We start from the raw sequence: 25,691 nt of genomic DNA on the forward strand, positions 1-25,691 counted from the left end.
TCCGCACGCAACGACCCACGGGGGCACCATGACCGTCCTGCATGTCCAGTCCGGCGCCACGATGAAGCATTTCGACTTCCAATGGTACGCGCAGCAGAACAACCTCGTGATGAGCAATGCGCGGATCTCGACGCATTACGAGGAGGTCGGCCGGCAGCGGGGATTGAGCCCGACGCCCTATTTCGACGCGCGGTGGTACGCCGGCGCCCACGGTCTCGGCCTCGCGGACGCCCTGTCGCCGTTCGAGCATTTCGCGCTGCTCGGGGCCGGGGCGCTCGCGGACCCGCACCCGCTGTTCAACGCGAAATGGTATTGCTGGACCTACATGGACGGTGACAGCAGCATCCATCCGCTGTTCCACTACATCGAGACCGGATGGAGGCAGGGCAACGATCCGCATCCGCTGTTCCGGGGGCGGTGGTATGCCGAAAGATATCTCAAGGACATCGACCACATCGATCCGTTCTACCACTTCCTGACCGAGGGGCATGACCGCGGCTGCCAGCCCAACCCGCTGTTCGATACCGGCTGGTATTGCGAGACCCATCGGCTCGGGCGCAACGACAACAGCCTCGTCGACTACATCTACGGCGGCCACGCCGCGCGCGACCCGCACCCGCTGTTCGATTCGCGCCACTATCGCAACGCCGTCGATTGCGGCGGGCTGAGCCCGCTCGAGCACTACCTGACCAAGCCGTCCGACATCAGCCCCTGCCCGATGTTCGACGTCGACTTCTTCGCCAGGCATGCCCGCCGGCACCGGCGCTACCGGGAGGTCGCGCACCTGCCCGCGCTCGTGCAGTATATCGAGCTGTCGCGGGCCGGCGGCATCGATCCGCACCCGCTGTTCTCGACGGCGTTCTACGTCGAGCAGAATCCCGACCTCAAGGAGAGCCGGGACGCGCCGCTCACGCATTACGCCAAGTCGGGTGCCCTGGAGGGCCGGCAGCCGCATCCGCTGTTCGAGCCGGACTATTACCGCGAACAATATCCCGAGAGCCGCGACGGCAACCCGCTGGCCGACTACCTCGCCGGCTTTTCCGAATCCGGGGCGCGGCCGCGGCGCGCCTCCCGGGTCGACACGGCGACGCGGCCGCTCCCGCCGAGCCGGACCGTCATCGACATCGCCGCCCTCGGCGCCCTCGGCGGGCGCCTGCCCGACGAGGCCGCGATCGGCGTGTTCGCCCACATCTTCTACAGCGATCTCAGCGAGTACGTCGCGCGCTACACCAACAACATCCCCGGCAACTGCACGATCTACATCTCCACCACGACGCTGAGCGACGCCAAGCGGATCAACGCGGTCTTCGCCGAACGGTCGCTGCACCCCTTCGTCATCCGCGTCGTGCCGAATCGCGGGCGCGATATCGCGCCGCTCGTGGTGGCGTTCCGCGACGTGCTCAGGACGTGCGACGTCGCGCTCCACATCCACACCAAGAAGTCGACGCATTACGACGGCGGCTTCGACCAGTGGCGCGACTACCTGTTCGAGGCGAATCTCGGTACGCCTTCCGTCGTCGCGGCGATCCTGTCGGCGCTGGCGCGGCCGGAGATCGGGGCGGTGGCGCCCGACCATTTCGCGCCGATCAAGCCGCTGATCCAGTGGGGCGGCAATTTCGACACCGTCTCGCGCCTGTTCCGGCTCTGCGGCGAGCGGATCGGCACCGAGGCGGTGCTCGATTTCCCCAGCGGCTCGATGTTCTGGTTCAAGCCGAAGGCGCTCGCGAGGCTGCTCGATCTCGACCTCGACTATTGCCACTTCGACCCGGAGGCGGGCCAGGTCGACGGCACCCTGGCGCATGCGATCGAGCGGAGCGTCTTCTCCTTCGTCGAGATGGCCGGGTACGAGTGGGTCGTCCAGCGCCCGGCCGCCGACGGGGCGCCGGCTGAGCCTCAAGCATTGTCCGACGAAGTGGATACCGGTTCGTCGCAAGAAATGCGGCAGAATCAATCACCTGGAGCACTGCCCGATCGCAGGGCGATGGGGCGGTGCTCTAGAGCATTTTCCGACCAAGTGGCCGCCGGTTGCGCGAAGAAAATGCGGCAAAATCAAAGACCTAGAGAGCTTCGCGATTGCAACGCGATCGTGAAGGGCTCTAGCCGCGCCGACCGCCCGATCGGCAACCGCTTCCTGCCGACGGACCGCGACCTCGGCCTGACCCGCAAGTACTATCCGGAATGCACCGGATACCTGGTGCGCCCGAGCCCCGTCACCAGGCCGCGGCTCAACCTGCTGATCCCGCTCATCGACCAGAAGAAGGGCTATGCCGGGATCGCGACGGCGCTCGAGGTGTTCGCCGCGCTCTGCGAGCAGCTCAAGGACGCGTTCGACGCCCGGATCGTCGTGACCGACGTCAGCATCGGGCACCACTACGAGCCCCCGCCCTCGTTCGAGATCGTCTCGCCGCTCGCGCAGGACGTCGCCGGGCGGAACACGATCGTCGACGCGTCCCGGCGCTACGACTACCCGGTCTTCTTCCGCGAGACCGACATCCTGCTCGCGACGGCGTGGTGGACGGCGAGCGGCGCCCTCGACATCCTGCGCCAGCAGGCCGAACTCTTCTCCGTCCGGCCCGAGAAGTTCCTCTACCTGGTGCAGGATTACGAGTGCGGGTTCTACCCGTGGTCGACGAAATACGCGCTGGCGGAGCGGACCTACCGCCAGCCCGACACGGTGCTGCCGATCTTCAATACCGGCCTCCTGCAGGAGTTCTTCGAGGCCAACCATCGGCTTACGGGCGGCTACGTCCTCCATCCCGGCATCAACCGGAACATCGACCGTCACATCGTCCGCGACACGCAGAAGGAGAAGATCGTCCTGCTCTACGCCCGGCCCCATGCCGAGCGGAATTGCCTGCACTTCCTCGACATGACCGTGCGCACGGTGATCGACGCGGATCCGGAGTTCTGGCGCGACTGGCGCTTCGTGGCGATCGGCGAGGATTTCGACGCGAGCGAGTTGCGCTGCACCGACCGCATCGAGATCCAGGGCCGCCTGTCCCTCGCGCGCTACGGCGACCTCGCCTCCCGGGCGGCGCTCGCGATGTCGCTGATGATCTCGCCCCATCCGAGCTATCCGCCGCTCGAACTGGCCCATGCCGGCGTGCGGGTGCTGACGAACAACTACGGCAACAAGGACATGGCCCGCCTGCACGACAACATCACGGCGTTCGAGTCCTTCGATCTCGACGCCGTCGGCCGGACGTTGCGGGACATGGCCGGCGCGTGGACCGACGACCCGGCGATCGGCTGGCGCGGGGAGGACAGGGCGGGCTGGTTCTTCGGCGGCCACACCAATCTCGGCACGATGATCCCGCGGCTTGCCGAGGCGGTGCGCGGCCTGGGTACGCGTCGCGACGGGGAGTGAGGGCGGGGGCCTGGGTCGGGTTCACGGAGAGCCTGTTCGACCGTCTCGACCGTGTCGACATCCACCACGTCATTCCGGGGCCGCGCAGCGGAGCCCGGAATGATGCGGAGCGTGCCAAGTCTGTAGCGGTCAATCAAACAAGTTCTAGGAAAAGCCGTTAGATCCAAAGCGCGGACTTCCCCTCGACGCCGGACGATGAGGCGCGACCCGCGGCCCCTGCCGCCATTCCGGGCCGCCCCTGCCCGCAATCCCGCCATCCCCGGGCTTGCAATCGGCACAAAAATCTCGCCTCTATCGCGTCTATGAGATTTTTCGATCACCTGGGCGGGAGAGCGTGCGGGAGAGCGGGGCCGTGATGCCTCTCCCCGGCGACGCCTCCGTCGCGCAGCGCATCGCCCGCAGCTTCCCGAGCCTGAGCCAGTCGCACCGGGAGGTGGCGCGCTACGTGCTCGCCCATCCGCTCAAAGTCGCGACCCTGCCGGTGGCCGAGCTGGCCGAGCTCGTCGGCGTCTCGGTGGCGACCGCCAACCGCTTCGCCCGCGCCCTCGATTTCGAGGGCTACGCCCAGTTCCGCGCCGCCCTTGTCCTCGGCTTCGAGGGCGCGCTGGCGCCGGTGGAGAAGCTGCGCGGCGACCTGGAGCGGCCGGCCGATCCGGCGAGCGTCTTCGACGCGACCTTCGCGGCGGTCGCGCGCAACCTGGAGGCGACGAGGAGCAGCCTCGACGCGGGCGCCTGCGAGCGGGCGGTGGCGGCGATCGGGTCGGCGCGGCGGGTCTACGTCGTCGGCTTCGGCAGCTCGTCCTGGCCGGCGGGGCTGCTGGCGCGCAACCTCGATCTCACCCGCGAGGACGTCCACCTGCTCGCCACCGTCGAGGGCCCGGCCTTCGCGGCCCGCGCCCTGCGCCGGCTGACGGCGGACGACCTCGTGATCGTGCTCGCCACGCCGCGCTACTTCGCCGACACGGTGCGGCTGGCGACGCAGAGCCGGGAAAGCGGCGCCACGGTGCTCGCCCTCACCGACGGGCCGCACTCGCCGGTGGCGGCGCAAGCCACGATCACCCTCTGCGTGCGCACCGACAGCCGCTACTTCGCCGCCTCCGACGCCAGTCTGGCGGCCCTGGTCGAGGCCCTGTCGAGCGCCGTGGCGCATGCCTCGGGCGAGCTCGTCGCCGCGGCGACCCGGCTCACCGAATCGGTCCTGCCCTGGCTCGACGGCGACTACGCCGCTTGGCCGCCCAAAGGCGACTTCGCCTCCTCCCCCGACCTGGATCCCGAATCATGAGCGACATCCGCCCCGTCCTCGTCATCCACGGCGGCGCCGGCACGATCGCCAGGCCTGCCGCCGGCAGCGACGGCGAGGCGCCCTACCACGCGGCCCTCGCCGAGATCCTCGCCGCCGGCGAACGCTCCTTACGCGATGGCGGCAGCGCGCTGGAAGCGGTCGCGATCGCGGTCGATCTCCTGGAGGAGTGCCCGCTGTTCAATGCCGGCTACGGCGCGGTCTTCACCAGCGCCGGCACCCACGAGCTCGACGCCTCGGTGATGGACGGCGCGACCCTGCGCGCCGGGGCGGTCGCGGGCCTCACCCGGGTGCGCCGGCCCGGGCGGGCGGCGCGGGCGGTGATGGAGGACGGCGCGCACGTGCTGCTCGCCGGCGCCGGGGCCGAAGACTTCTGCCGGGCCCACGGGCTCGAGATGGTGGAGCCCGGCTTCTTCTCGACCGAGGCGCGCCGCCGCCAGCTCGAGGCCGCGCAGGCCGGCGGGCGGGTCAGCCTCGACCACGACGAGCGCGCCCCCCTCGACGAGCGGCAGAAATTCGGCACCGTCGGCGCGGTGGCGCTCGACCGGAACGGCCATCTCGCGGCGCTGACCTCGACCGGCGGCATGACCAACAAGCGGCCCGGCCGCATCGGCGATTCGCCGCTGATCGGCGCCGGCACCTATGCCGACGACCGCACGGCGGCGGTGTCCTGCACCGGCACCGGCGAGGTCTTCATCCGGGCGGCCGCCGCCTACGACGTCTGCGCCCGCATGGCCTATGCGGGCCGGGACCTGGAGGCCGCGGCGGAGGCCGTGGTGCGCGACGGGCTCACGCCGCTCGGCGGGCAGGGGGGACTGATCGCCGTCGATGCCCGGGGCCGGGTCGCCATGCCGTTCAACACCGCCGGCATGTATCGCGGCCTCGTCCGGGCCGGCGATGCGCCCACGACCGCGATCTTCTGACCGATGACCGCCCTGCCCCCCTCCCCTCCCCCGTCGCTGATCCTGCCCGACCGGCGCATCCTGTCGGTCTCGGACCTCAGCGTGCGCTTCACCACCTCCGAGCGCACGGTCGAGGCGGTGCGTCACCTGTCCTTCCACGTCGAGGCCGGGGAGACCCTGGCGATCGTCGGCGAATCGGGCTCGGGCAAGTCCGTCACCTCGCTGGCGCTGATGCGCCTCGTCGAGCACGGCGGCGGGACGATCGCCGCCGGGCGGATGCTGTTCCGCCGGCGCTCCGGCGCGATCCTCGATCTCGCCACGGCCTCGAACGCCGAGATGCGCGAGATGCGCGGTGCCGAGATCGCGATGATCTTCCAGGAGCCGATGACCTCGCTCAACCCGGTCTTCACCGCCGGCGAGCAGATCGCGGAATCGATCCGGGTGCACCAGGGCAAGGGGCACGGGGCCGCCCGCGCCGAGGCGCTGCGGATGCTCGACCTCGTGCGCATCCCGGAGGCGCGCAACGTGCTGACCCGCTTTCCCCACCAGCTGTCGGGCGGCATGCGCCAGCGGGTGATGATCGCGATGGCGCTCGCGTGCCGGCCGCAGCTCCTCATCGCCGACGAGCCGACGACGGCGCTCGACGTCACGATCCAGGCCCAGATCCTCGAGCTGATCCGCAGCCTGCAGGACGAGATGAAGATGGGCGTCGTCTTCATCACCCACGACATGGGCGTGGTGGCCGAGATCGCCGACCGGGTGCTGGTGATGTTCCGTGGCGACAAGGTCGAGGAGGGCGCCTCGACCCCCCTCTTCGCCGCCCCGCGCCACGCCTACACGAAGGCGCTGCTCGCCGCCGTGCCGCGGCTGGGCGCCATGGCGGGCAGCGACCTGCCGCGCAAGTTCGACCTGCTGCGGGCCGACGCGCCGGCCGCGAGCCCCGTTGACGACGCTCAGGATACGCGCCGTCCCGGCCCGCCGATCCTGCGGGTGCGCGACCTCGTCACCCGGTTCGACATCCGCGGCGGCCTGTTCAACCGGGTGCGCCGGCGCGTCCACGCGGTCGAGCGGATCAGCTTCGATCTCCAGGCCGGCGAGACCCTGGCCCTCGTCGGCGAATCCGGCTGCGGCAAGTCGACGACCGGCCGCTCGCTCCTGCGCCTCGTCGAGAGCCAGAGCGGCCTGATCGAGTTCGCCAGTGAGAACATCCGCGATCTTCCCCCGACGAAGCTCCAGGCGCTCAGAAAGAACATCCAGTTCATCTTCCAGGACCCCTACGCCTCCCTCGACCCGCGCCTGACCGTCGGCTTCTCGATCATGGAGCCGCTGCTCGTGCACGGTACGCCCCGGCGCGAGGCCGAGGCGCGGGTGGCCTGGCTGCTGGAGCGGGTCGGCCTGACGCCGGCGCAAGGCGCGCGCTACCCGCATGAATTCTCCGGCGGCCAGCGCCAGCGCATCGCCATCGCGCGGGCGCTCGCCCTCAACCCGAAGGTGATCGTTGCCGACGAGGCGGTCTCGGCCCTCGACGTCTCGATCCAGGCCCAGATCGTCAACCTGATGCTCGACCTGCAGCGCGAACTGGGGCTCTCCTACCTGTTCATCTCGCACGACATGGCGGTGGTGGAGCGGGTGAGCCACCGGGTCGCCGTGATGTTCCTCGGCCAGATCGTCGAGATCGGGCCGCGCCGGGCGATCTTCGAGAACCCGCAGCACCCCTACACGAAGAAGCTGATGGCGGCGGTGCCGGTGGCCGATCCGGCCCGGCGCCACGCCAAGGCGCGCGGCCTCCTCACCGGCGAGATCCCGAGCCCGGTCCGGGCCCTCGGCGACGAGCCGGAGGTGGCGCCGCTGGTCGAGGTCGGCCCCGGCCACTGGACCGCCCGTCATGCCGTCGGCGGGCTGGCGGCGTGACCGACCGACTTCACCCTGCGAGCCTGTGTGATTGCCCTCGCCATGACTGATACCCACCGCGTCATTCCGGGGCCGCGCAGCGGAGCCCGGAATCCAGACACTCAGGTCATTCAGAAAGAAGCGGGGAGCATCCCGCCTTATCCTGGATCATCCGCGGTTCTGGATTCCGGGCTCTCGCCTGCGGCGAGCCCCGGAATGACGCGGTGGGTATCAAGACTATCGATTGCTTCAAACAGGCTCCGAGACTTCCAGAGGACTCCTCCGATGACCCGAACAATGCCCACGATCGCGCGTTCGCTCCTCGCCACCGGCCTGCTCTGCGGCCTCATCGCCCCCGCGCTCGCCGCCGGCGACCCCGTCCTCGTCATCGGCGTCCCGCCCGAGACGCTCGATCCCTACAACACCAACACCACGCTCACGACCGCGGTCACCAAGTCGTTCTACGAAGGCCTGTTCGAGTTCGACCAGGACCTGAAGGTCAAGAACGTGCTCGCCGAGAGCTACGAGGTCACGCCCGACGGCCTCACCTACACCTTCAAGCTGCGCGAGGGCGTGAAATTCCACGACGGCACGGCGTTCGACGGCAACGCCGTGAAGGCGAACCTGGAGCGGGTGCTCAACCCCGAGAATCGCCTCGCGCGCTACAACCAGTTCAACCGGATCAAGACGATCGAGGTCGTCTCCCCGTTCTCGGTGCGCATCACCCTGAAGGAGCCCTTCGGCCCCTTCATCAACTCGCTGGCGCACGCCTCCGCCGCGATGATCTCGCCGGCCGCGCTCCAGAAATGGGGCAAGGACATCGCCTTCCATCCGGTCGGCACCGGCCCCTTCACCTTCGTCGAGTGGAAGCAGACCGATTCGGTCAAGGGCGCGAAATTCGCCGGCTACTGGCAGGCCGGCCTGCCGAAGGTCGACGGCATCACCTGGAAGCCGGTGCCGGAGAACGGCACCCGCGCGGCGATGCTCCAGACCGGCGAGGCCGACTTCGCCTCCCCGCTGCCCTACGAGCAGGCCAAGACCCTCTCCGAGAACAAGAAGCTGAAGGTCATCGCGCAGGATTCGATCATCGAGCGCTACATCAGCATGAACATGCTGCAGAAGCCGTTCGACGATCTGCGCGTGCGCCAGGCGATCAACTACGCCATCAACAAGGAGGCGCTCGCCAAGGTGGCGTTCAGCGGCTACGCTAGCCCGGCCAAGGGGATCGTGCCGGCCGGCGTGCTCTATGCCCACCCGATGCAGGCCTGGCCCTACGACCCGGCCAAGGCGCGCCAGCTCCTGAAGGAGGCCGGCTACGCCAACGGCTTCGAGACCGTCCTGTGGAGCGCCTACACCACCAGCACGGCGCAGAAGGCGATCCAGTTCGTCCAGCAGCAGCTCGCCCAGGTCGGCATCAAGGTGCAGACCCAGGCGCTCGAGCCCGGCCAGCGCGTCGAGTGGGTGCAGACCGCCCCCGACCCGAAGACCGCCCGGGTCCGGATGTACTACGCCGGCTGGTCGTCCTCGACCGGCGAGGCCGACTGGGCCCTGCGGCCGCTGCTGTCGACGGAGGCCTGGCCGCCCAAGCTCAACAACACGGCCTACTACAGCAACGCCGAGGTCGACGCCCTGATCGCCAAGGCCCTGGTCACGACGAGCGATTCCGAGAAGGCCGAGCTCTACGCCAAGGCGCAGGAGCAGATCCTCAAGGACGCGCCCTGGGCGCCGCTCGTCATCGAGCAGAACCTCTACGCCACCTCCGCGCGCCTGTCCGGCGTGGTGGTCATGCCCGACGGCAACATCGACAGCCGCCAGGTCGCGGTCGCGCCGTAACGCATCCGGGGCGCCGTTCAGACGGCGCCCCTCCCCCTCCCTTCCCGTTCCGGCGCCATGCTGACCTTCTTCCTCAAACGGCTCCTCGGCCTCCTGCCGACGCTCGCGATCGTCGCCGTGCTGGTCTTCCTGTTCGTGCACATGCTGCCGGGTGATCCGGCGCGGCTCGCCGCCGGCCAGGATGCCGACCAGCAGACCGTGGAGCTGGTGCGCGCCGAGCTCGGCCTCGACCGCTCGCTGCCGGAGCAGTTCGGCCGCTACTTCCTGAACATGGCGCGGGGCGATGCCGGCGTCTCGATCCGCACCCGCCGGCCGGTCGCGACCGAGATCGGCGAGCGCTTCCTGCCGACCCTGCTGCTCACGCTGACCAGCATGGCCTGGGCGGTCGCCTTCGGGCTCGTCATCGGCATCGTCTCGGCGGTCTACCGCAACGAGTGGCCGGACCGGCTCGGGATGACGCTCGCGGTCTCCGGCATCTCGTTCCCGGCCTTCGCCCTCGGAATGCTGCTCATGCAGATTTTTTCCGTCGGCCTCGGCTGGCTGCCGACCGTCGGCGCCGGCTCGTGGAAGCACTACGTCCTGCCCTCGCTCACCCTCGGGGCGGCGGTGGCCGCCGTGATGGCGCGCTTCACCCGCGCCTCCTTCGTGGAGGTCTTAGGGGAAGACTTCGTCCGCACCGCCCGGGCCAAGGGCCTCAAGGAGCGGGTCGTCATCGCCAAGCACTGCCTGCGCAACGCGCTGATCCCCGTCGTCACCATGATGGGCCTGCAATTCGGCTTCCTGCTCGGCGGCTCGATCGTCGTCGAGGCGGTGTTCAACTGGCCGGGCGTCGGCCGCCTCCTCGTCGATTCCGTCAACCAGCGCGACTATCCGGTGATCCAGGCCCTGGTGCTGATGTTCTCGCTCGAATTCATCCTGATCAACCTCGTCGTCGACCTGCTCTACGGTCTGATCAACCCGACCATCCGCTACAAGTGAGCCGGCCGTGACCCAAACCGCTCTCACCACGACCAAGGCCGTCGCCGCCATTCCCGGCGCCGTGCGCACCCCCTGGTCCGAGTTCTGGCGCAAGTTCCGCCGCCAGCCCGTCGCCGTCCTGGCGCTCGCCTTCGTGGTCCTGCTGGTGGCGCTCGCGATCCTCAGCCCCTGGATCGCCCCCTACGACGCGGAGAACTACTTCGACTACGACCGGCTCAACGAGGGCCCGTCCTGGGCGCACTGGCTCGGCGTCGATCCGCTGGGGCGCGACATCCTGAGCCGCATCCTGCTCGGCGGGCGGATCTCGCTCGCCACCGGCTTCCTGTCGGTGGCCATCGGCGGGCTCATCGGCACGGTGCTGGGCCTGCTCGCGGGCTACTACGAGGGCTGGTGGGACCGCATCGTCATGCGCCTGTCCGACGTGCTGTTCGCCTTCCCGGGCATCCTGCTGGCGCTCGGCGTCGTCGCCATCCTCGGCAGCAGCCTCGTCAACGTGGTGGTGGCGGTCTCGGTCTTCAGCGTGCCGGCCTTCGCGCGGCTGGTGCGCGGCAACACCCTGGTCCTCAAGCGCGCCACCTACGTCGAGGCCGCCCGCAGCATCGGCGCCTCCGACCGCACGATCCTGTTCCGCCACATCCTGCCCGGCACGATCTCGTCGATCGTGGTCTACTTCACGATGCGGCTCGGCACCTCGATCATCACCGCGGCGAGCCTGTCCTTCCTCGGCATGGGCGCGCAGCCGCCGACGCCCGAATGGGGCGCAATGCTGAACGACGCGCGCGCCGACATGGTCTCCTCGCCCCACGTGGCGATCTTCCCGAGCCTCGCGATCTTCCTGACCGTGCTCGCCTTCAACCTCCTCGGCGACGGCTTGCGCGACGCCCTCGACCCCAAGCTCGACCGCGCATGAGCGACACGGCTCCCCGCGTTGGTTCGCTGCCCAGCGGCCCGCGCGACGCGATCACCGACGTGCCCGGCGTCACCGTCGGCCACTGCACGCTGTCTGAGGGCGCGATCCAGACCGGCGTGACGGTGATCCGGCCGCATGAAGGCGACCTCTACCACGACCGGGTGCCGGCGGCAGCCGCGGTGCTGAACGGCTTCGGCAAGTCGATCGGCCTGATGCAGCTCGAGGAACTCGGCGTCCTCGAGACGCCGATCGCGCTCACCAACACCTTCGGGGTGCCGGCTGTGGCCGCCGCCCAGATCCGGGCGGCCTTGGCGGTCAATCCCGGCATCGGCCGCGAATTGCCGACGGTGAACCCCCTCGTCTTCGAGTGCAACGACGGCCACCTCAACGACATGGCCCGGATGGCCGTCACCGAGGCGCATTACCGCCAGGCGCACGATTCCGCCGACGTCACCGTGGCGGAGGGCGCGGTGGGCGCGGGGCGCGGCATGTCGTGCTTCGGGGTCAAGGGCGGCATCGGCACCGCCTCGCGCCGGGTCGAGGCGGGCGGGCGCGCGGTCACGGTCGGCACGCTGGTTCTGGCGAATTTCGGCCGGCCGTCGCAGCTGCGGATCGGCGGCCGGGCGCTCGGGCCCGTCCTCGCCGATCGGCTGGAGACCGCCCAGGCGGTCGCGAAGCCTGAGAAGGGCTCGATCATCCTGATCATCGCCACCGATGCGCCCCTCGACGCGCGCCAGCTCCGGCGCCTCGCGCTCCGGGCGGGCGCGGGCCTCGCCCGCACCGGCTCGGTCTTCGGTCACGGCAGCGGTGACATCGCGCTCGCCTTCTCGACCGCCACCACGCTGCCGCAGGATCCGGGCACGCCGATGCCGGCGGTCGCGATGCTGCACGAGACCCATCTCGACCCGCTCTTCGAGGCGGTCGCCGACGGGATCGAGCAGGCGATCCTCCACGCGCTCTGGCGCGCCGAGACGGTGACCGGCCGCAACGGCCATACCCGCCAGGCCCTCACCGAGGTGCTACCCGATTGGGCCGCCCTCCCCTCTCCGGACGCGCCATGAAAGTCCTGATCTCCACCGACATCGAGGGCGTCGCGGGCGTCGTCCACCCGGACCAGACCCGCCGCGGTGCGCCCGATTACGAGCGGGCGCGGCTCTGGATGGTGCAGGAGGCCAACGCGGCCATCGCCGGCGCCGTCGCGGCCGGGGCGGACGAGGTGTGGATCAACGATTCGCACGGCGACTTCCGCAACATGCCGGCAGACCTCCTCGATCGCCGTGCCCGCGCGATCCAGGGCAAGCCGCGTCCCCTCGGCATGATGGCGGGGGTGGATCTCGGGGTCGATGCGGTCTGCCTCGTCGGCTACCATTCCCGGGCCCATGGCCGGGGCATCCTCGCCCACACGATCAACGGCTTCGCCTTCGCGTCGATCGCGCTGAACGGACAGGAACTCGGCGAGGCCGGGATCTACGGCGCGCTCGCCGGCGAATTCGGCGTACCGGTCGCGATGGCGAGCGGCGACGACGTGTTCATCGCCGAGACCCGGGCGCTCTTCCCCGACGCCGTCTTCGTCGAGACCAAGCGGGCGACCGGCTGCCACAGCGGCATCAGCCTGTCGCCGGAGGCCGCTTGCGCGGCGATCCGGGCGGGGGTGACGGCCGCGCTGACCCGGCCGCTGCCGCCGCCGTTCCGGATCCCCGCGCCGCTCGGCGTCGAGGTCCGCGCCCAGACGCCGGCCCTCGCCGATCTCTTCTGCCAGTGGCCGAGCCTGCACCGCCTCGACGGCAGCACCCTCCGCTTCGAGGCCGGCAGCGTCGCGGAGGCGGTGCGGGTGATCAACTGCCTGTCGGCGATGTCGAGCTTCCTGCGCTGACAATCGGATCGACCGGCACGGCCGGTCGAGGCGGTGGTACGAAGTCTCCGTGTCGTTTCGCGGTCCTGACCCGCGCTCCACGCTTGAGCCCACCCCGTCCCGCCAGCTATCCCGGCCGGCGGGCGGGCGCGAAGGATCCGCCGGAGGGTGGATGATGCTGAGATTCGCCTTGCTCGCCGGAGCGATGCTCGCCGGCGGCCACGCCCTCGCGGCACCGCAAGCCGCGCCCCGCGACGAGTTCTACTGGCTCGGCGAGATCAACAAGGCGAGCGCCGTCATCAACACCGAGCAGCACCTGCTCGACCCCGCGCTCGCGCCGCGGATCGCCCAGGGGCTCGACGCCGTGCTGCGGGCCGGCGACCAGCCCGGAGGAAAGCGGCCGACCCTGGTCATCACCTTCGAGCCGCTGCTGATCCAGGCCGCGGGCGTCGAGGCGACGCTGCTGCATGCCGGCCGCTCGAGCCAGGACATGCTCGCCACCGTACGGGCGGCGATCATCCGCGACGAGATGCTGCGGCTCGCCGAGGCCCTGCGCCGGACCACCGCCACGATGGCCCGCCTGGCGCGGGCGCACGAGGGCACGGTGGTGCCGAACTACACCAACGGCGTGGCGGCGCAGGCCAACAGCTACGGCCACTACCTCCTCGGCCACGTCGCCGGGCTCACGCGCGATGCCGAGCGGCTGCGGCAGGCCTTCGCGCGCCTCGACCGCTCGCCGATGGGCACGACGGTGCTGAACGGGACGAGCTGGCCGCTCGACCGCTCCCGGATGGCGGCCTATCTCGGCTTCCCGGCCCTCATCGACAACGCCTACGACGCCGCGCAGATCTCGGCGACCGAGATTCCGGTCGAGATCGGTGCGGTCGCGACCGCGATCGCGCTGCATTGCGGCGCCTTCGTCGAGGACGTGATGACGCAATACGCGCAGCCGCGGCCCTGGATCCTCCTGCGGGAGGGCGGCGGCAACACCTACGTCTCCTCGGCGATGCCGCAGAAGCGCAATCCGGGCCTCCTCAACGACACCCGCGCCGAGGCCTCGCGGGTCCTGTCGCTCGGGATCGGGCGCGCGATCCAGGCCCACAACATCCCGCCGGGGATGAGCGACGCCAAGACCGTGCGCGACAACGCCGCCGTGCTGGCGGGCGCGACGCGGATGCTCGAATTGTGGGACCGCGCGCTCAACGCCCTCGTCATCAGCCCCGAACGCGCGCTCGAAGAGCTCAACAGCGACTGGACCGCCTCGCAGGAACTGGCGGACGTGCTGATGCGCCGCTACGCCCTGCCCTTCCGCGCCGGGCACCACTTCGCCTCCGAGGTCGTCGACTATGCCCGCGCGCACGACATCCGCCCGAGCGACTTTCCCTACGCGGAGGCGCAAAACATCTACGAGCGGACGCTGCACGAGATGAGCCTGCCCGCCGCCCCCCTGCCGATGAGCGAGGCGGAGTTCCGCCAGACCCTCGACCCGGTGGCGATCGTGCGCAACCGCGCGACGACCGGCGGGCCGCAGCCGGCCGAGATGGCGCGGATGCTCGACGCCGCCGACCGGGCGGTGGCCGGAGAGGCGGCGTGGATCGGCGAGCAACGCGGTCGGATCGACGCCGGTCTCGCCTCGCTGGATAAGGATTTCGGCAAGCTGCTGGCGCAGGCGCCGCATTGAGGGACCATCCGCCCTCCCCTTGACGACAGGCCGCGTCCAATTCGACAGTGGGCGAAGCGAGGTCGGCGCCGCAAGGAGCGCCTCGCGACGAGCGCCCAGAAGGGCGACGCGAACGACATCGGGAGGAGGCGGACATGACCGTGAGAACCGGAACGCGCCGTGCGGCCTGGACGGCGGCGGCCCAGGTGGCGGCGAGCCTGTTGGCGGCGGGCCTGATGGGCGGGACCGTCCTTGCCCAAGGCCTCAAGCAGTACGATTCGAGCGGCAAGGCGTTCTGGAAGAACCCGCCGCCGGACTGGTTCCTCGGCGACGAGACCTCCGCCCAGAAGGGCCTGGCGCCGCCCGCGAATCCCGCCCTGCCCGCCTCGGACGAGGAACTGGCCGACAACCTGAAGGCGGTGAAGCTGCCGCCGGGCTTCACGATCAGCGTCTATGCCAGCGGCGTGCCCGAGGCGCGCCAGATGGCCTTCGGTGACAAGGGCACGCTGTTCGTCGGCTCGTTCGGCGCCACCAACGTCTACGCCATCGTCGATCAGGGCGGCAAGAAGGTCGTCAAGACGATCCTCAAGGGCCTCAACATGCCCACCGGCCTCGCTTTTCGCGACGGCGCCCTCTACGTCGTGGCGATCGACAAGATCTTTCGCTACGACAACATCGAGGCCAATCTCGACAAGCCGCCGGAGCCGGTCGTCGTCTACGACGACATGCCGTCCTACGTGGCCCACGGCTGGAAATACCTGACCTTCGACAAGGACGGCTGGGTCTACGTGCCGTTCGGCCCGCCCTTCAACATCGGCAATCCGCCGAGCAGCGTGTCGCAGGTGCGCCGCGTCGACCTGAAGACCGGGGCGGCGGAGATCGTCGCGCTCGGCGTGCGTAACAGCGTCGGCGGCGACATCGACCCGCGCACCGGCCGCTACTGGTTCACCGAGAACGCCCGCGACTGGATGAGCGACGACATCCCGAGCGACAAGCTCAACATGATCTCGAAGGTCGTCGAGCATTTCGGCTATCCGTACTGCCACCAGGGCGACATGCCGGATCCGAAATTCGCCCAAGGGCGCACCTGCGCCGAGTTCACGCCGCCGGTGGCGAAGCTCGGCGCGCACGTGGCGCCGCTCGGCATGAAGTTCTACACCGGCTCGTCCTTCCCGGCCGAGTACAAGAACAACATCTTCATCGCCGAGCACGGCTCCTGGAACCGGCACAAGTACCAGGGCGGCCGCATCGAGCGGGTGGTGGTCGATCCGGACGGCAAGAACGCCAAGATGGAGACCTTCGCCTCCGGCTGGCTCAAGGGCGACCGCGACTATACCGGCCGGCCGGCCGACATCCTGGTCGCGCCCGACGGCGCGCTGCTGGTCGCCGACGACTGGGCCGGTGCGATCTATCGCATCGCCTACACCAAGTGAGCGGCGCGAACGCCAGCGCCCGCCAGCCGGCCCGGAGGTTTTCCGGGCCGGCCCGCGCCGCGCTCAGCCTCCTCGCGCTCCTCGCCGGCGCCCCGGTCCTGGCCGCCGAGGCGCCGGAGGTGGCGCAGGCCTGCCTGTCCTGCCACGGCGAGGCCCTGGCCGAGGGGGCGCCGCCCATCGCCGGCCATTCCAGCAACTACATCCAGCTGCAGCTGGTCTTCTTCCGCGCCGGCCGGCGCAAGAACGAGATCATGCAGGGCGTGGCGGAGGGCCTGTCGGACAACGACATCCGGGCGCTCGGCAAGTACTTCGCCTCCCTCCCCGTCCCCGACGCCAAGCCGCCGGCGGACACGCAGCCCGATTTGACCAAGACCGGCGAGACGGCGGCGCTCCAGCACCGCTGCGCCGCCTGCCATGGCGACACCTATCTGGGCATCCAGGCGGCGCCCCGTGTCGCGCGGCTGCCCGAGGCCTACCTCGCCAAGGCGCTCGGCGATTATCGCGCCAATACCCGCCCGAGTTCGGGCGGCGCGGCGATGACCGAGGTCGCGGGCTCGCTGTCCGACGCCGACATCAAGGCGCTGGCGCATTATCTCGCGGGGCTGCCGTGAGGGCGCGTGCACCGAAGCAGCGGCATCGACAGGTCCGCAGGCCCCTTCGTATGGACGCCCTGCGATCGCGAGTTTCGCATGCTTTGCCGAGACGATGATGAAGACGCCCGACACCCCTGTCCTCCCTGAAGCGATCAAGCTCGGCCCGCAGAACCCGGGGCACCACACCGGGAGCGAAGTCTCGCTGCGTGAGCGGGTTGCCGCGCTACGTGCGCAGGCGCTCGCCAAGGCGGCGCATCCCAAGCTGCCGGCGCTCAGCAAGCGTGAGCGCGATGCGTTCTGGGAGCGGTGAGGTCCGCTTTTCTGAATGTCTGTTTGATCGGTTACCGCCGATTTCCATACCCTCCTGGTCATTCCGGGGCCGCGCAGCGGAGCCCGGAATCCAGAACCGCAGGTGATGCGGAAAGAGGCGGAACGCGTGCCGCTCTACTCTGAACGACTCGAGTTTCTGGATTCCGGGCTCTCGCCTTCGGCGAGCCCCGGAATGACCCGGAGGGTGTCGATATCGTCGAGCTATTCGAACATCTACGAGTTTCATCGAGAGAGCGGCATCACGCGGCAGAGGCCTTCGGAGCATGCGGCAATGCGCCCCCGACCCGTGCGGCGTCGGGCGCGACCCGCAACCTAGTTAGACCCTGACACAGCTGCGGGAGACGCCCAAGATGACCGCTTTGCCCCACCGGCGCCTCGGCAGCGCCGGCCCCCTCGTCTCCACCCTCGGCCTCGGCTGCATGTCGCTCTCGGGCGTCTACGGCGAGGCCGACGAGGCCGCCTCGATCGACCTGATCCGCCGCTCGGTCGAGGCCGGCATCGACTTCTTCGACAGCGCCGACATGTATGGCTGGGGCCAGAACGAGGACGTGGTCGGCCGCGCGCTGAAAGGCCTGCGCGATCGGGTGGTGCTCGCCACGAAGTTCGGTCAGGTGCAGAATCCGGGCGGGCCCAACGGGACGAACGGCACGCCGGCCTACGTGCAGCAGGCCTGCGAGGCCTCGCTGAAGCGGCTCGGCGTCGAGGTGATCGATCTCTACTACCAGCACCGGGTCGATCCCGCCGTGCCGATCGAGGACACGGTCGGGGCGATGGCGCGGCTCGTCGAGCAGGGCAAGGTGCGCTTCCTCGGCCTCAGCGAGGCCTCGCCCGACACGATCCGCCGGGCTCATGCCGTCCATCCGATCATGGCGGTGCAGACCGAGTATTCGCTGCTCTACCGCCAGGAGGCGGAGGCGACCCGGGCGACCACCCGGGAACTCGGCATCGGCTTCGTCGCCTACAGCCCGCTCGGGCGCGGCTTCCTCACCGGGACGATCCAGGATCTCTCCCAGGTCGACGGACGGCGCGCGGCGCATCCCCGCTTCCAGGAAGAGAATTTTGCCGCCAATCGGGCCCTGGTGGCACGGGTCGAGGAGATCGCCCGCGACAAGGGCTGCACGCCGTCGCAACTGGCGCTCGCCTGGCTGCTGGCGCAGGGCGACGACGTGGTGGCGATCCCCGGCACGCGGCGCTTCGATCGCGTCGAGGAGAATCTCGCGAGCTTGCGAGTCGCGCTCTCGCCCGAGGATCTCGCCCGCATCGCCGCCGCCGTGCCGGCGGGCGCCGCGTCTGGGACGCGCTACCCGGCCGGTGCCATGGGGGCGGTGTACAAAGTCGGGAGTTGAGGCCCGTCTAACGCATCCGCTCCGCCGCCCAGGCGATGTGGTCGTCCATGAAGGTCGAGATGAAGAAGTAGGAGTGGTCGTAGCCCTCGCGCATGTTGAGCGTGAGCCCGATCCCGGCCTTCTGGCACGCCTCCTCCAGCAGCCAGGGGCGCAGGCCGTCGTTCAGGAAGGAATCGGCCGTGCCCTGGTCGACCAGGAATTCCGGGAAGCGGTGGCCGTCCGCGATCAGCGCGGTGGCGTCGTGGCGCCGCCACGCGGCCTCGTCCTCGCCGAGGTATTTGGCGAGGGCGGGCTTCGACCAGCCCGCGGTCGAGGGCTGGACGATCGGTGCGAAGGCGCTGCACGAGCGGTAGCGGTCGGGGTGGCGCAAGGCGATGGTGAGCGCGCCATGGCCCCCCATCGAGTGCCCGAAGATGCCCTGGCGATCCATGTCGACCGGGAATTCGCGGGCGACGAGGGCGGGCAGCTCCTCGGTGACGTAGGACCACATGCGGTAATGGCGGTCGTACGGCGCCTGCGTCGCGTCGACGTAGAAGCCGGCGCCGCAGCCGAACTGCCAGTTGTCGGGCTCGTCCGGCACGTCCGGCCCGCGCGGGCTGGTATCAGGGGCGACGATGGCGATGCCGTGCCGGGCGGCGGCGCGGCGGTACTCGCCCTTGTCCATCACGTTGGCGTGGGTGCAGGTCAGGCCGGACAGGTACCACAGCACCGGGACTTTTCCGGTCTCGGCCTGGGGCGGCAGGTAGACCGCGAAGGTCATCGGGCAGCGCGTCGCCTCGGCCTCGTGCCGGTAGACGCCCTGGATGCCGCCGTGCGCGCGCGCCTTGGACACTGTTTCCATGATGCCGTGATCCCCCCTCGCCTCTCGGTCGAGCCCGGCGGCGCGCCGCCGGGCTCATGGCCTTCAGAACACCACCACCGAGCGGATCGACTTGCCCTCGTGCATCAGGTCGAAGCCGTGGTTGATGTCCTCGAGCGGCATGGTGTGGGTGATGAGATCGTCGATGTTGATCCTCCCTTCCATGTACCAGTCGACGATCTTCGGCACGTCGGTGCGGCCGCGGGCGCCGCCGAAGGCCGAGCCCTTCCAGACCCGGCCGGTGACGAGCTGGAACGGACGGGTCGCGATCTCGCGGCCGGCCTCGGCCACGCCGATGATGATCGACTCGCCCCAGCCGCGGTGGCAGCATTCGAGCGCCTGGCGCATCACGTTGACGTTGCCGGTGCAGTCGAACGAGAAGTCGGCCCCGCCCCCGGTCACGTCGAGGATCGCCTGCACGACCTTGTCGGTGCCGATTTCGTTGGGGTTGATGAAGTGGGTCATGCCGAACTTCTCGGCCATCGCCCGCTTGTCGGGGTTGATGTCGACGCCGATGATCTTGTCGGCGCCGACCATGCGGGCGCCCTGGAGCACGTTGAGGCCGATGCCGCCGAGACCGAACACCACCACGTTGGCGCCCGGCCACACCTTGGCGGTGTAGATCACCGCGCCGATGCCCGTGGTGACGCCGCAGCCGATGTAGCAGATCTTGTCGAAGGGGGCGTCCTCGCGGACCTTCGCCAGCGCGATCTCGGGCAGCACGGTGAAGTTCGAGAAGGTCGAGCAGCCCATGTAATGGTACACGGTGTTCGCGCCCGGGCTCCCGCCGGTCGCGTCGCAGCGGAAGCGGCTGGTGCCGTCGGGCATCACGCCCTGGCCTTGTGTCGCGCGGATCGCCGTGCAGAGGTTGGTGCGCCGCGACAGGCAGGACTTACAGTTGCGGCATTCCGGCGTGTAGAGCGGGATGACGTGGTCGCCGGGCTTCAGGGTCGTCACGCCGGCCCCGACCTCGCGCACGATGCCGGCGCCCTCGTGGCCGAGGATCGCCGGGAACTTGCCCTCGGAATCGAGGCCCGACAGCGTGTAGGCGTCGGTGTGGCAGATACCGGTGGCCATCACCTCGACCAGGACTTCGCCGGGCTTCGGCCCTTCGAGGTCGATGGTCTCGATGGTGAGGGGCTTCTTGGCTTCCCAGGCAACGGCCGCGCGCGTCTTCATATCGTCTCCAACCGGATCGTCTTCGCGTGAGAGCGGGGTGCCCCATCTAGCGGGGCGGCGGCTCGGACCGCTCGCTGAGTGGTCCGATCTGTGCTGCGATTTGTCGAAGCCCGCAACGGCGCGGGAGAGCAGACTTTAGTCCAGAGTCGGGATGCTTCGCATCGGGAGACGATCGCGCCTTACTCCCCCGACCGGTCGCGGGCCTTCGCCTCCCGGAACGCGCCGTAGAGCCGCTCCAGCTGGGCCGCGATGTACTCGCCGAAGGCCCCGGCCTCCGATGAGGTCAGGGACAGGCTGAAGCTCTTCCCCGATCGCCGGCAGGTCGCCTCGACGGCGCGGTCGGGTGCCGCCCAGGTGACGGAATGCGGCTCGGCCGGCCGGCGCGGGGCCTTGCGCCCGGCCTTCACCGCGGCCAGCAGGTGGCCGAAGCGCTCGGGTGCATCCTTGTCCAGGAAGTCGGACGACTGCACAACCTCGCGGGCGAGTTCGGCCTTCGCCGGGTGGGAGACCTGCTTCTTCAGCTCCTCCCAGCGGTCGCGACCGATCCCCCGGGCGGCGCCGAGCGCGTCGATCACCGGGGCCGGCACCGTCTCGGCCACCGACAGCATCCGCGACAGGAGCGTGTCGTCCACCGTCAACGCCGCCTTGATGGTGGCCTTGCTCTGTCCCATCCCGGAGAGTTTCCTGGCGAACAACGCCTTCTCGATGAAGGACAGGTTGGCGCGCGCGGCGTTCTCCTGCCCCTGCGCGACGATATGGGCGATGTCCTCGATCGACTTCACGACGGCCCGGACCTCGCGCCCGAGCTCGCGCGCCACCCGCACCCGGCGGTGGCCGTAGACGATCATGAACCGCCCCGGCCGCTCCGGATGCGGCCGCACCAGGATCGGGGTCGACTGGCCGTGCTCGGCGATCGCGTCGCGCAGGCGCGCGTAATCCTCGTCGTCCTCGTCGATCCGGTCGGAGACGAAGGAGGCGTCGACGAGCGCGGGATCGAGGGCGACGATCGCCTCGCCGTCCGACATCCGCCGCGTGTTCTCGGCCATCTCCTCGATCGAGCGCGTCATCGACCGGGCGGCGCCGCGATGGGCGACATCGGTGCTCGGTGTGGAGACCGGCGCGTCGAGGATGTTGGCGAGGAGGTTCTTACGCATCGCGCGTGACTCCCATCCCGTTGCGGCGGCAGACGAATCCGGTGTTCTGCACGGCTGTCAAACCCGCCTCCCCCAGGCCTGGTGGATCAGGCTGGCGATCTCCTCGTTGACGGCGTTCACCGATTCGAGGGCGCGGTCGTAGGTCGAGCGGATCATCTGCCCGCGCTCGACCTCGTAGAGCGACTGGTTGGTGATGCCGGCATCCGAGATCGCGGTCGATTTCAGCATCTGGGTCCGCAGCATGTTCTTCGGGAACAGCACCTGCATGAAGCCGACCATCTGCGCCTGCGGCCCGTCCGTCGGCTCGTAGCGGGTGACGAGGTAGCGGAACCACTGCAGGTTCACTGCCGCCCCGGCATCGGCGATCGACTTCAGGATGCCGCCGAGCATCAGCAGGAACTGGCTCATCGACATCACGTCGAGCATCTGCGGATGGATGGTGACGAGGACCGAGGTCGAGGCGGTGAGCGCCGTCAGCGTCAGGTAGCCGAGCTGCGGCGGGCAATCGATCACCACCACGTCGTAGCGTTCGTCGACCTCCTTCAGGGCGTTGGTGATGCGGGTGAAGAAGGTGCGCCCCTCCGGGTTGCGGTTCGAGGCGGCGAGCGGCGTGTCGTACTCGTATTCCTGCAGGTCCAGGCTCGCCGGCACGATGTCGAGGCCCGGGAAGTTGGTCGGCCGGATGATCTCGGAGATCGGCCGCTTGTTGTCGTCGTAGCGCAGGGCCTCGTAGATCGAGGGCGCCTTGTCGAGCTCCGGCTGGATGCCGTGCAGGGCCGAGAGCGAGGCCTGCGGGTCGAGGTCGATGGCGAGCACCCGGTGCCCGGTCAGGGCCAGGAACTGGGCGAGATGCGCCGCCGTCGTGGTCTTGCCGCTGCCGCCCTTGAAGTTCACCGTCGAGATGATCTGCAGCCGCTCGCCGGCGCGGCGATGCGGCACGTAGCGCTTGAGGTCGGAGCGCCCGTGCCGGTCGAGGTAGGTCCGCAGCTCCAGCATCTGCTCGGCCGAGTAGGAGCGCCGGCCGGACGAGGAGGTGGCCGGGACCGGCCCCTTGCCCTCGAGGTGCAGCTTCTTGATGTTGGAGGGCGTGACGCCGAGGAAATACGCGGCTTCCGCCAGGGTGAACGGGCGCAGGCCCTTGGTGGCGTTGGGCGGGTGATGCTCCATGCGGAGCATGCTCAGCTTGTCGGAGATGAGGCCGCCCTGACGGAGTATGATGTCATGGAAGCTGACCGCCTCCATGCCCTCTGCTGGCACCGGCATGTCCATCCGCGCTGTACCCTGAGTAACGCTTTTCCGGGCGAATCCCCGTCACAAGCGTTATTATAGGGGATTCCCGCTTTGCGGCCAAGCTTTTTAAGGTTGACGAATCGTTAACGGCGAGGGCGCGTGCGATCGCGGCGGCGGAAGACCATGACGCCCTCCTCGGTCAGCCCAGGGGCGCGCAGCGGAAACCGGGATCCATAACCGCCGGCAGCTCAGCGTGAGGCAGAACGGTTATCGCCGGGTTCTGCATCGTCCGCGATTATGGATCCCGGGTTCTCGCTTGCAGCGAGCCCCGGGATGACCAAGAGGGTTGCAGATCGCTCTGCCCACACGGGCCGGCACTCGTGCCGCGGCCATAGCCCGCAGCCACAGACCTGCACCAACCCTCGGACGCATCAGGGTTTTCTCCCGATCTGCACGGCTGTCAAACCGCCGCTTCAGTGGTGGCGCGGCAGACCGTCCGGCCCGTCAACCGGGCTCCACGCTGCGTCCGGTGCAACGCCGTAATGCCGGCGCTTGGCCGCGTACATCCGCGCGTCCGCCCGGGCGATCGCGGCCCGGAGCGATCCTTCGCCGGTCCAGGTCTCGGCGCCGAGGGCGGCGCTGAGCGGGGCGGGGCCCGCGGCCTCGATCGCCGCGAGGATCCGTTCCACCAGGGCCGCCGCCGCCTCGGGTCCGGTCCGCGGCAGCAGGACAACGAACTCGTCGCCACCGACCCGGGCGATGCGGGCCGGCGCCGGGGCGTGGTTCACCAGGATCATGGCGAAGGCGCGAATCAGCGCGTCGCCGGCCTCGTGGCCCAGGCGGTCGTTGGCTCCTTTGAGCCCGTTGAGGTCGGCCGCGATCACCGAGACCGGCACCGGAGGCTCGCCCTCGAACCGGTCGAGATCCGCCTCGTAGCCGGCGCGGTTGAGGAGGCCGGTCAGCGGATCGGTGAGGCTCAAGCTCGTCAGGCGCGCCTCCTCGCGCCGGCGCTGCTCCTCGCGCGCGGTGATGTCCTCGATCGAGATCAGGTAGCGGTCCCAGGCCGCCTCGGATCCCGGTAGCATCTGGCCGGCATAGCTCACGTCGATCACCCGCCCGGTGACGGTGCGGTTGCGGGTGACGAGCCGCGCCTGGGTGGCGCCGCCCCAGAGCTGGCACAGGACGTCGACGAGCGCGGTGGCGTGCGGGTCGTGGAAGAGGGCGGGGATGTGCCCGAACAATTCGGCCGCGTCCCGCGCCTCGTAGGTCAGAAGCGTTTGGCGGTTGATGCGGACGATGCGGATCAGGGTCTGGCAGGTCAGCAGGCGCTGCGGATCGCGCAGCCAGGCGCGCAGGTCCGTCATGCCCTCGCGCGCCCACCCGTCCAGGCAGGTCTTCAAGGCGCTCAGATCCTGCAGCCACAGCGAGGTGGGCGCGAGATCGAACAATTGCATCGCGAGGTCGCCACGAGGTGGCGTGGTCTGCATCATCGAAGCGGCGGGGTCGTGCGGTCGAGCCTGGACGGCTCGACGTGATAGCGTATCGCGGCCTCGATGATAGCGTCGAGCCGTTAGGTCTTTATGGAGCGGGCCCGGGCCGGGGTCAGGCGGGCGCGGAGGCGAACCGGTCGAGGGCGAAGGGCCGGACGTCGATGCGGCTGCGTCCCTCGGTCAGAAGCTCGGCGGCGACGAGGCCGATGCCGGCCGAATGCTTGAAGCCGTGGCCCGAGCAGGCCGACACGACCAGGACGCGGGGTTGGGCCGGGTGCCGGTCGATGATGAAGCCCCGGTCGGGCGTGACGGTGTAGAGGCAGGCGGCGGCCCGGACCACCCGGGGCGTCGCGCCGGCGAGGCGCCCGGCGATGTGGCGCCGGTACATCTCGGCCGATTCCTCCGGTCGGACCGTGCGGTCGGCGGCATCGGCGGTGGTGCCGGCGGCGTATTGCTCGGTCGCGACCTTGACGCTGGCCTCGCCGGCTTGCGGCGGGAAGCCGTAGAAGTAGTCGGTGTCCGTCGTGCCGTGCATCCAGATATAGACCGGGGCGTCGGCCCGGTAGGCGCTGTCGTCGTCGAGGGCGTACCAGTGCAGGAGCTGGCGCTTCACGCCGAGCAGGCGGTCGAACGGCGCAGCCAGCAGCGGCGCCGTCCAGGCGCCGGCCGAGACCACGACCTCGCCGGCATGGACCGTGCCGGCCGAGGTCTCGACGCGCACCCCGTCGCCGTCCTCCGCGATCGACAGGACCTCGGTTCCGGTGCGGATCGTGGCGCCGAGCGCGGCCGCGCGGGCGAGCTGCGCGGCGATGCAGCGTTCCGGGCGGACATAGCCGCCGCCGGGCTCGTAATAGGCCACCTCGCTGCCGGTCAGGCCGAGGAAGTGCGGGAAGCGGCGGGCGACCTCGCGCCCGTCCAGCACCTCGTGCGGGATGCCGAACTCGCGCGCGGCGCGAATCGAGTTCTGCACGAAATCCGGCTTGCCGTGATGCGAGTTGGTCCCGGTCCCGGGCGCCATCACCAGCGCGCCGCAGGCCTCCAGCAGGTCCTCGCCGGTCTCGGCCTCCAGTTCGCGCCAGATCCGGTGCGACTCGAGGACCAGCGGCACGTAATCGCGGCCCTCGCCGATCGCCTGGCGGGTGATGCGTGTCTCGCCGTGGCTCGATCCCATCGTGTGTGGCGGCGCGAACCGATCGAGGCCGATCACCGAGGCGCCGCTTTTCGCCAGCTGGTAGAGCGCCGCGCTGCCCATCGCCCCGAGGCCGATCACCAGGAAATCCGCCCGCTCACCCATCGAAGAAAGCCCCGCTCGTTCGGTTCGCCGGCAGGCTGCCCGAGACAGGGCTCCCTCGGCAAGGATCCCGGCGGCAGGGCAGGGGACCCGG

20 protein-coding genes are annotated in these 25,691 nt (G+C 69.8%); 14 read left to right on the forward strand and 6 right to left on the reverse strand.

Annotated elements, in window-relative coordinates; all coding sequences use genetic code 11:
- The first annotated feature begins 28 nt into the window (after positions 1 to 28).
- The 14 genes from DK412_RS07545 (at position 29) to DK412_RS07610 (ending at position 18,394) form a co-directional block, all read left to right on the forward strand.
- Entirely contained in the window at positions 29 to 3,367 is a 3,339-nt protein-coding gene (locus tag DK412_RS07545) for a rhamnan synthesis F family protein (protein WP_109971452.1), read from the forward strand.
- A gap of 355 nt (positions 3,368 to 3,722) precedes the next feature.
- Positions 3,723 to 4,649 carry a MurR/RpiR family transcriptional regulator gene (locus tag DK412_RS07550; protein ID WP_109971453.1) on the forward strand — a complete coding sequence of 309 codons (927 nt, stop codon included), beginning with the start codon at positions 3,723 to 3,725 and terminating at the stop codon, positions 4,647 to 4,649.
- Positions 4,646 to 5,590 (forward strand): isoaspartyl peptidase/L-asparaginase, encoded by a 945-nt coding sequence (locus tag DK412_RS07555; RefSeq protein WP_109971454.1) that lies wholly within the window; start codon positions 4,646 to 4,648, stop codon positions 5,588 to 5,590. Before DK412_RS07550 ends, DK412_RS07555 begins: the two co-directional genes overlap by 4 nt.
- Positions 5,591 to 5,593: 3 nt before the next feature.
- Complete coding sequence (locus DK412_RS07560; protein ID WP_109971455.1) at positions 5,594 to 7,480, forward strand: dipeptide ABC transporter ATP-binding protein; 1,887 nt, start codon at positions 5,594 to 5,596, stop codon at positions 7,478 to 7,480.
- 264 nt (positions 7,481 to 7,744) lie between these two features.
- Entirely contained in the window at positions 7,745 to 9,292 is a 1,548-nt protein-coding gene (gene gsiB / locus DK412_RS07565; RefSeq protein WP_109971456.1) for a glutathione ABC transporter substrate-binding protein GsiB, read from the forward strand.
- Between the two features lie 57 nt (positions 9,293 to 9,349).
- A complete protein-coding gene (gene gsiC, locus DK412_RS07570; protein ID WP_109971457.1) occupies positions 9,350 to 10,270 on the forward strand; it encodes a glutathione ABC transporter permease GsiC in 921 nt (306 codons plus the stop codon).
- 7 nt (positions 10,271 to 10,277) lie between these two features.
- Positions 10,278 to 11,180, forward strand: coding sequence for a glutathione ABC transporter permease GsiD (gene gsiD, locus DK412_RS07575; protein ID WP_109971458.1), 903 nt, complete (start codon positions 10,278 to 10,280; stop codon positions 11,178 to 11,180).
- Positions 11,177 to 12,241 (forward strand): P1 family peptidase, encoded by a 1,065-nt coding sequence (locus DK412_RS07580; RefSeq protein ID WP_109971459.1) that lies wholly within the window; start codon positions 11,177 to 11,179, stop codon positions 12,239 to 12,241. Before gsiD ends, DK412_RS07580 begins: the two co-directional genes overlap by 4 nt.
- Positions 12,238 to 13,053, forward strand: coding sequence for a M55 family metallopeptidase (locus DK412_RS07585; protein ID WP_109971460.1), 816 nt, complete (start codon positions 12,238 to 12,240; stop codon positions 13,051 to 13,053). The genes DK412_RS07580 and DK412_RS07585 overlap by 4 nt, the downstream gene beginning before the upstream one ends.
- A gap of 154 nt (positions 13,054 to 13,207) precedes the next feature.
- Entirely contained in the window at positions 13,208 to 14,713 is a 1,506-nt protein-coding gene (locus tag DK412_RS07590) for a lyase family protein (protein WP_109975120.1), read from the forward strand.
- Between the two features lie 215 nt (positions 14,714 to 14,928).
- Positions 14,929 to 16,125, forward strand: a complete 1,197-nt coding sequence (locus DK412_RS07595) for a PQQ-dependent sugar dehydrogenase (protein WP_162596354.1) — start codon at positions 14,929 to 14,931, stop codon at positions 16,123 to 16,125.
- Entirely contained in the window at positions 16,122 to 16,736 is a 615-nt protein-coding gene (locus tag DK412_RS07600) for a c-type cytochrome (RefSeq protein ID WP_109971462.1), read from the forward strand. The genes DK412_RS07595 and DK412_RS07600 overlap by 4 nt, the downstream gene beginning before the upstream one ends.
- A 97-nt stretch (positions 16,737 to 16,833) precedes the next feature.
- On the forward strand, positions 16,834 to 17,028 hold the full coding sequence (locus DK412_RS07605) for a hypothetical protein (protein WP_162596144.1): 195 nt from the start codon (positions 16,834 to 16,836) through the stop codon (positions 17,026 to 17,028).
- 379 nt (positions 17,029 to 17,407) lie between these two features.
- Positions 17,408 to 18,394 carry an aldo/keto reductase gene (locus tag DK412_RS07610; RefSeq protein WP_109975121.1) on the forward strand — a complete coding sequence of 329 codons (987 nt, stop codon included), beginning with the start codon at positions 17,408 to 17,410 and terminating at the stop codon, positions 18,392 to 18,394.
- A gap of 7 nt (positions 18,395 to 18,401) precedes the next feature.
- Here DK412_RS07610 and fghA read toward each other — a convergent pair whose 3' ends face one another.
- The 6 genes from fghA to solA all read right to left on the reverse strand — a co-directional run bounded on the left by fghA (position 18,402) and on the right by solA (position 25,600).
- Complete coding sequence (fghA, locus tag DK412_RS07615; protein ID WP_109971464.1) at positions 18,402 to 19,235, reverse strand: S-formylglutathione hydrolase; 834 nt, start codon at positions 19,233 to 19,235, stop codon at positions 18,402 to 18,404.
- Positions 19,236 to 19,298: 63 nt separating this feature from the next.
- A complete protein-coding gene (locus DK412_RS07620; protein ID WP_109971465.1) occupies positions 19,299 to 20,432 on the reverse strand; it encodes an S-(hydroxymethyl)glutathione dehydrogenase/class III alcohol dehydrogenase in 1,134 nt (377 codons plus the stop codon).
- 179 nt (positions 20,433 to 20,611) lie between these two features.
- Positions 20,612 to 21,586: a plasmid partitioning protein RepB gene (repB, locus tag DK412_RS07625; protein WP_109971466.1), complete on the reverse strand. Its 975-nt coding sequence runs from the start codon at positions 21,584 to 21,586 to the stop codon at positions 20,612 to 20,614.
- 57 nt (positions 21,587 to 21,643) lie between these two features.
- On the reverse strand, positions 21,644 to 22,855 hold the full coding sequence (gene repA / locus DK412_RS07630; RefSeq protein ID WP_109971467.1) for a plasmid partitioning protein RepA: 1,212 nt from the start codon (positions 22,853 to 22,855) through the stop codon (positions 21,644 to 21,646).
- Between the two features lie 434 nt (positions 22,856 to 23,289).
- Positions 23,290 to 24,306 carry a GGDEF domain-containing protein gene (locus DK412_RS07635; RefSeq protein WP_109971468.1) on the reverse strand — a complete coding sequence of 339 codons (1,017 nt, stop codon included), beginning with the start codon at positions 24,304 to 24,306 and terminating at the stop codon, positions 23,290 to 23,292.
- A 112-nt stretch (positions 24,307 to 24,418) separates the two neighbouring features.
- Positions 24,419 to 25,600, reverse strand: coding sequence for an N-methyl-L-tryptophan oxidase (gene solA, locus DK412_RS07640; protein WP_109971469.1), 1,182 nt, complete (start codon positions 25,598 to 25,600; stop codon positions 24,419 to 24,421).
- Positions 25,601 to 25,691: the final 91 nt, after the last annotated feature.

Origin of the sequence: Methylobacterium sp. 17Sr1-1 (genome assembly GCF_003173775.1) — a bacterium.
Classification (GTDB): Bacteria; Pseudomonadota; Alphaproteobacteria; order Rhizobiales; family Beijerinckiaceae; genus Methylobacterium.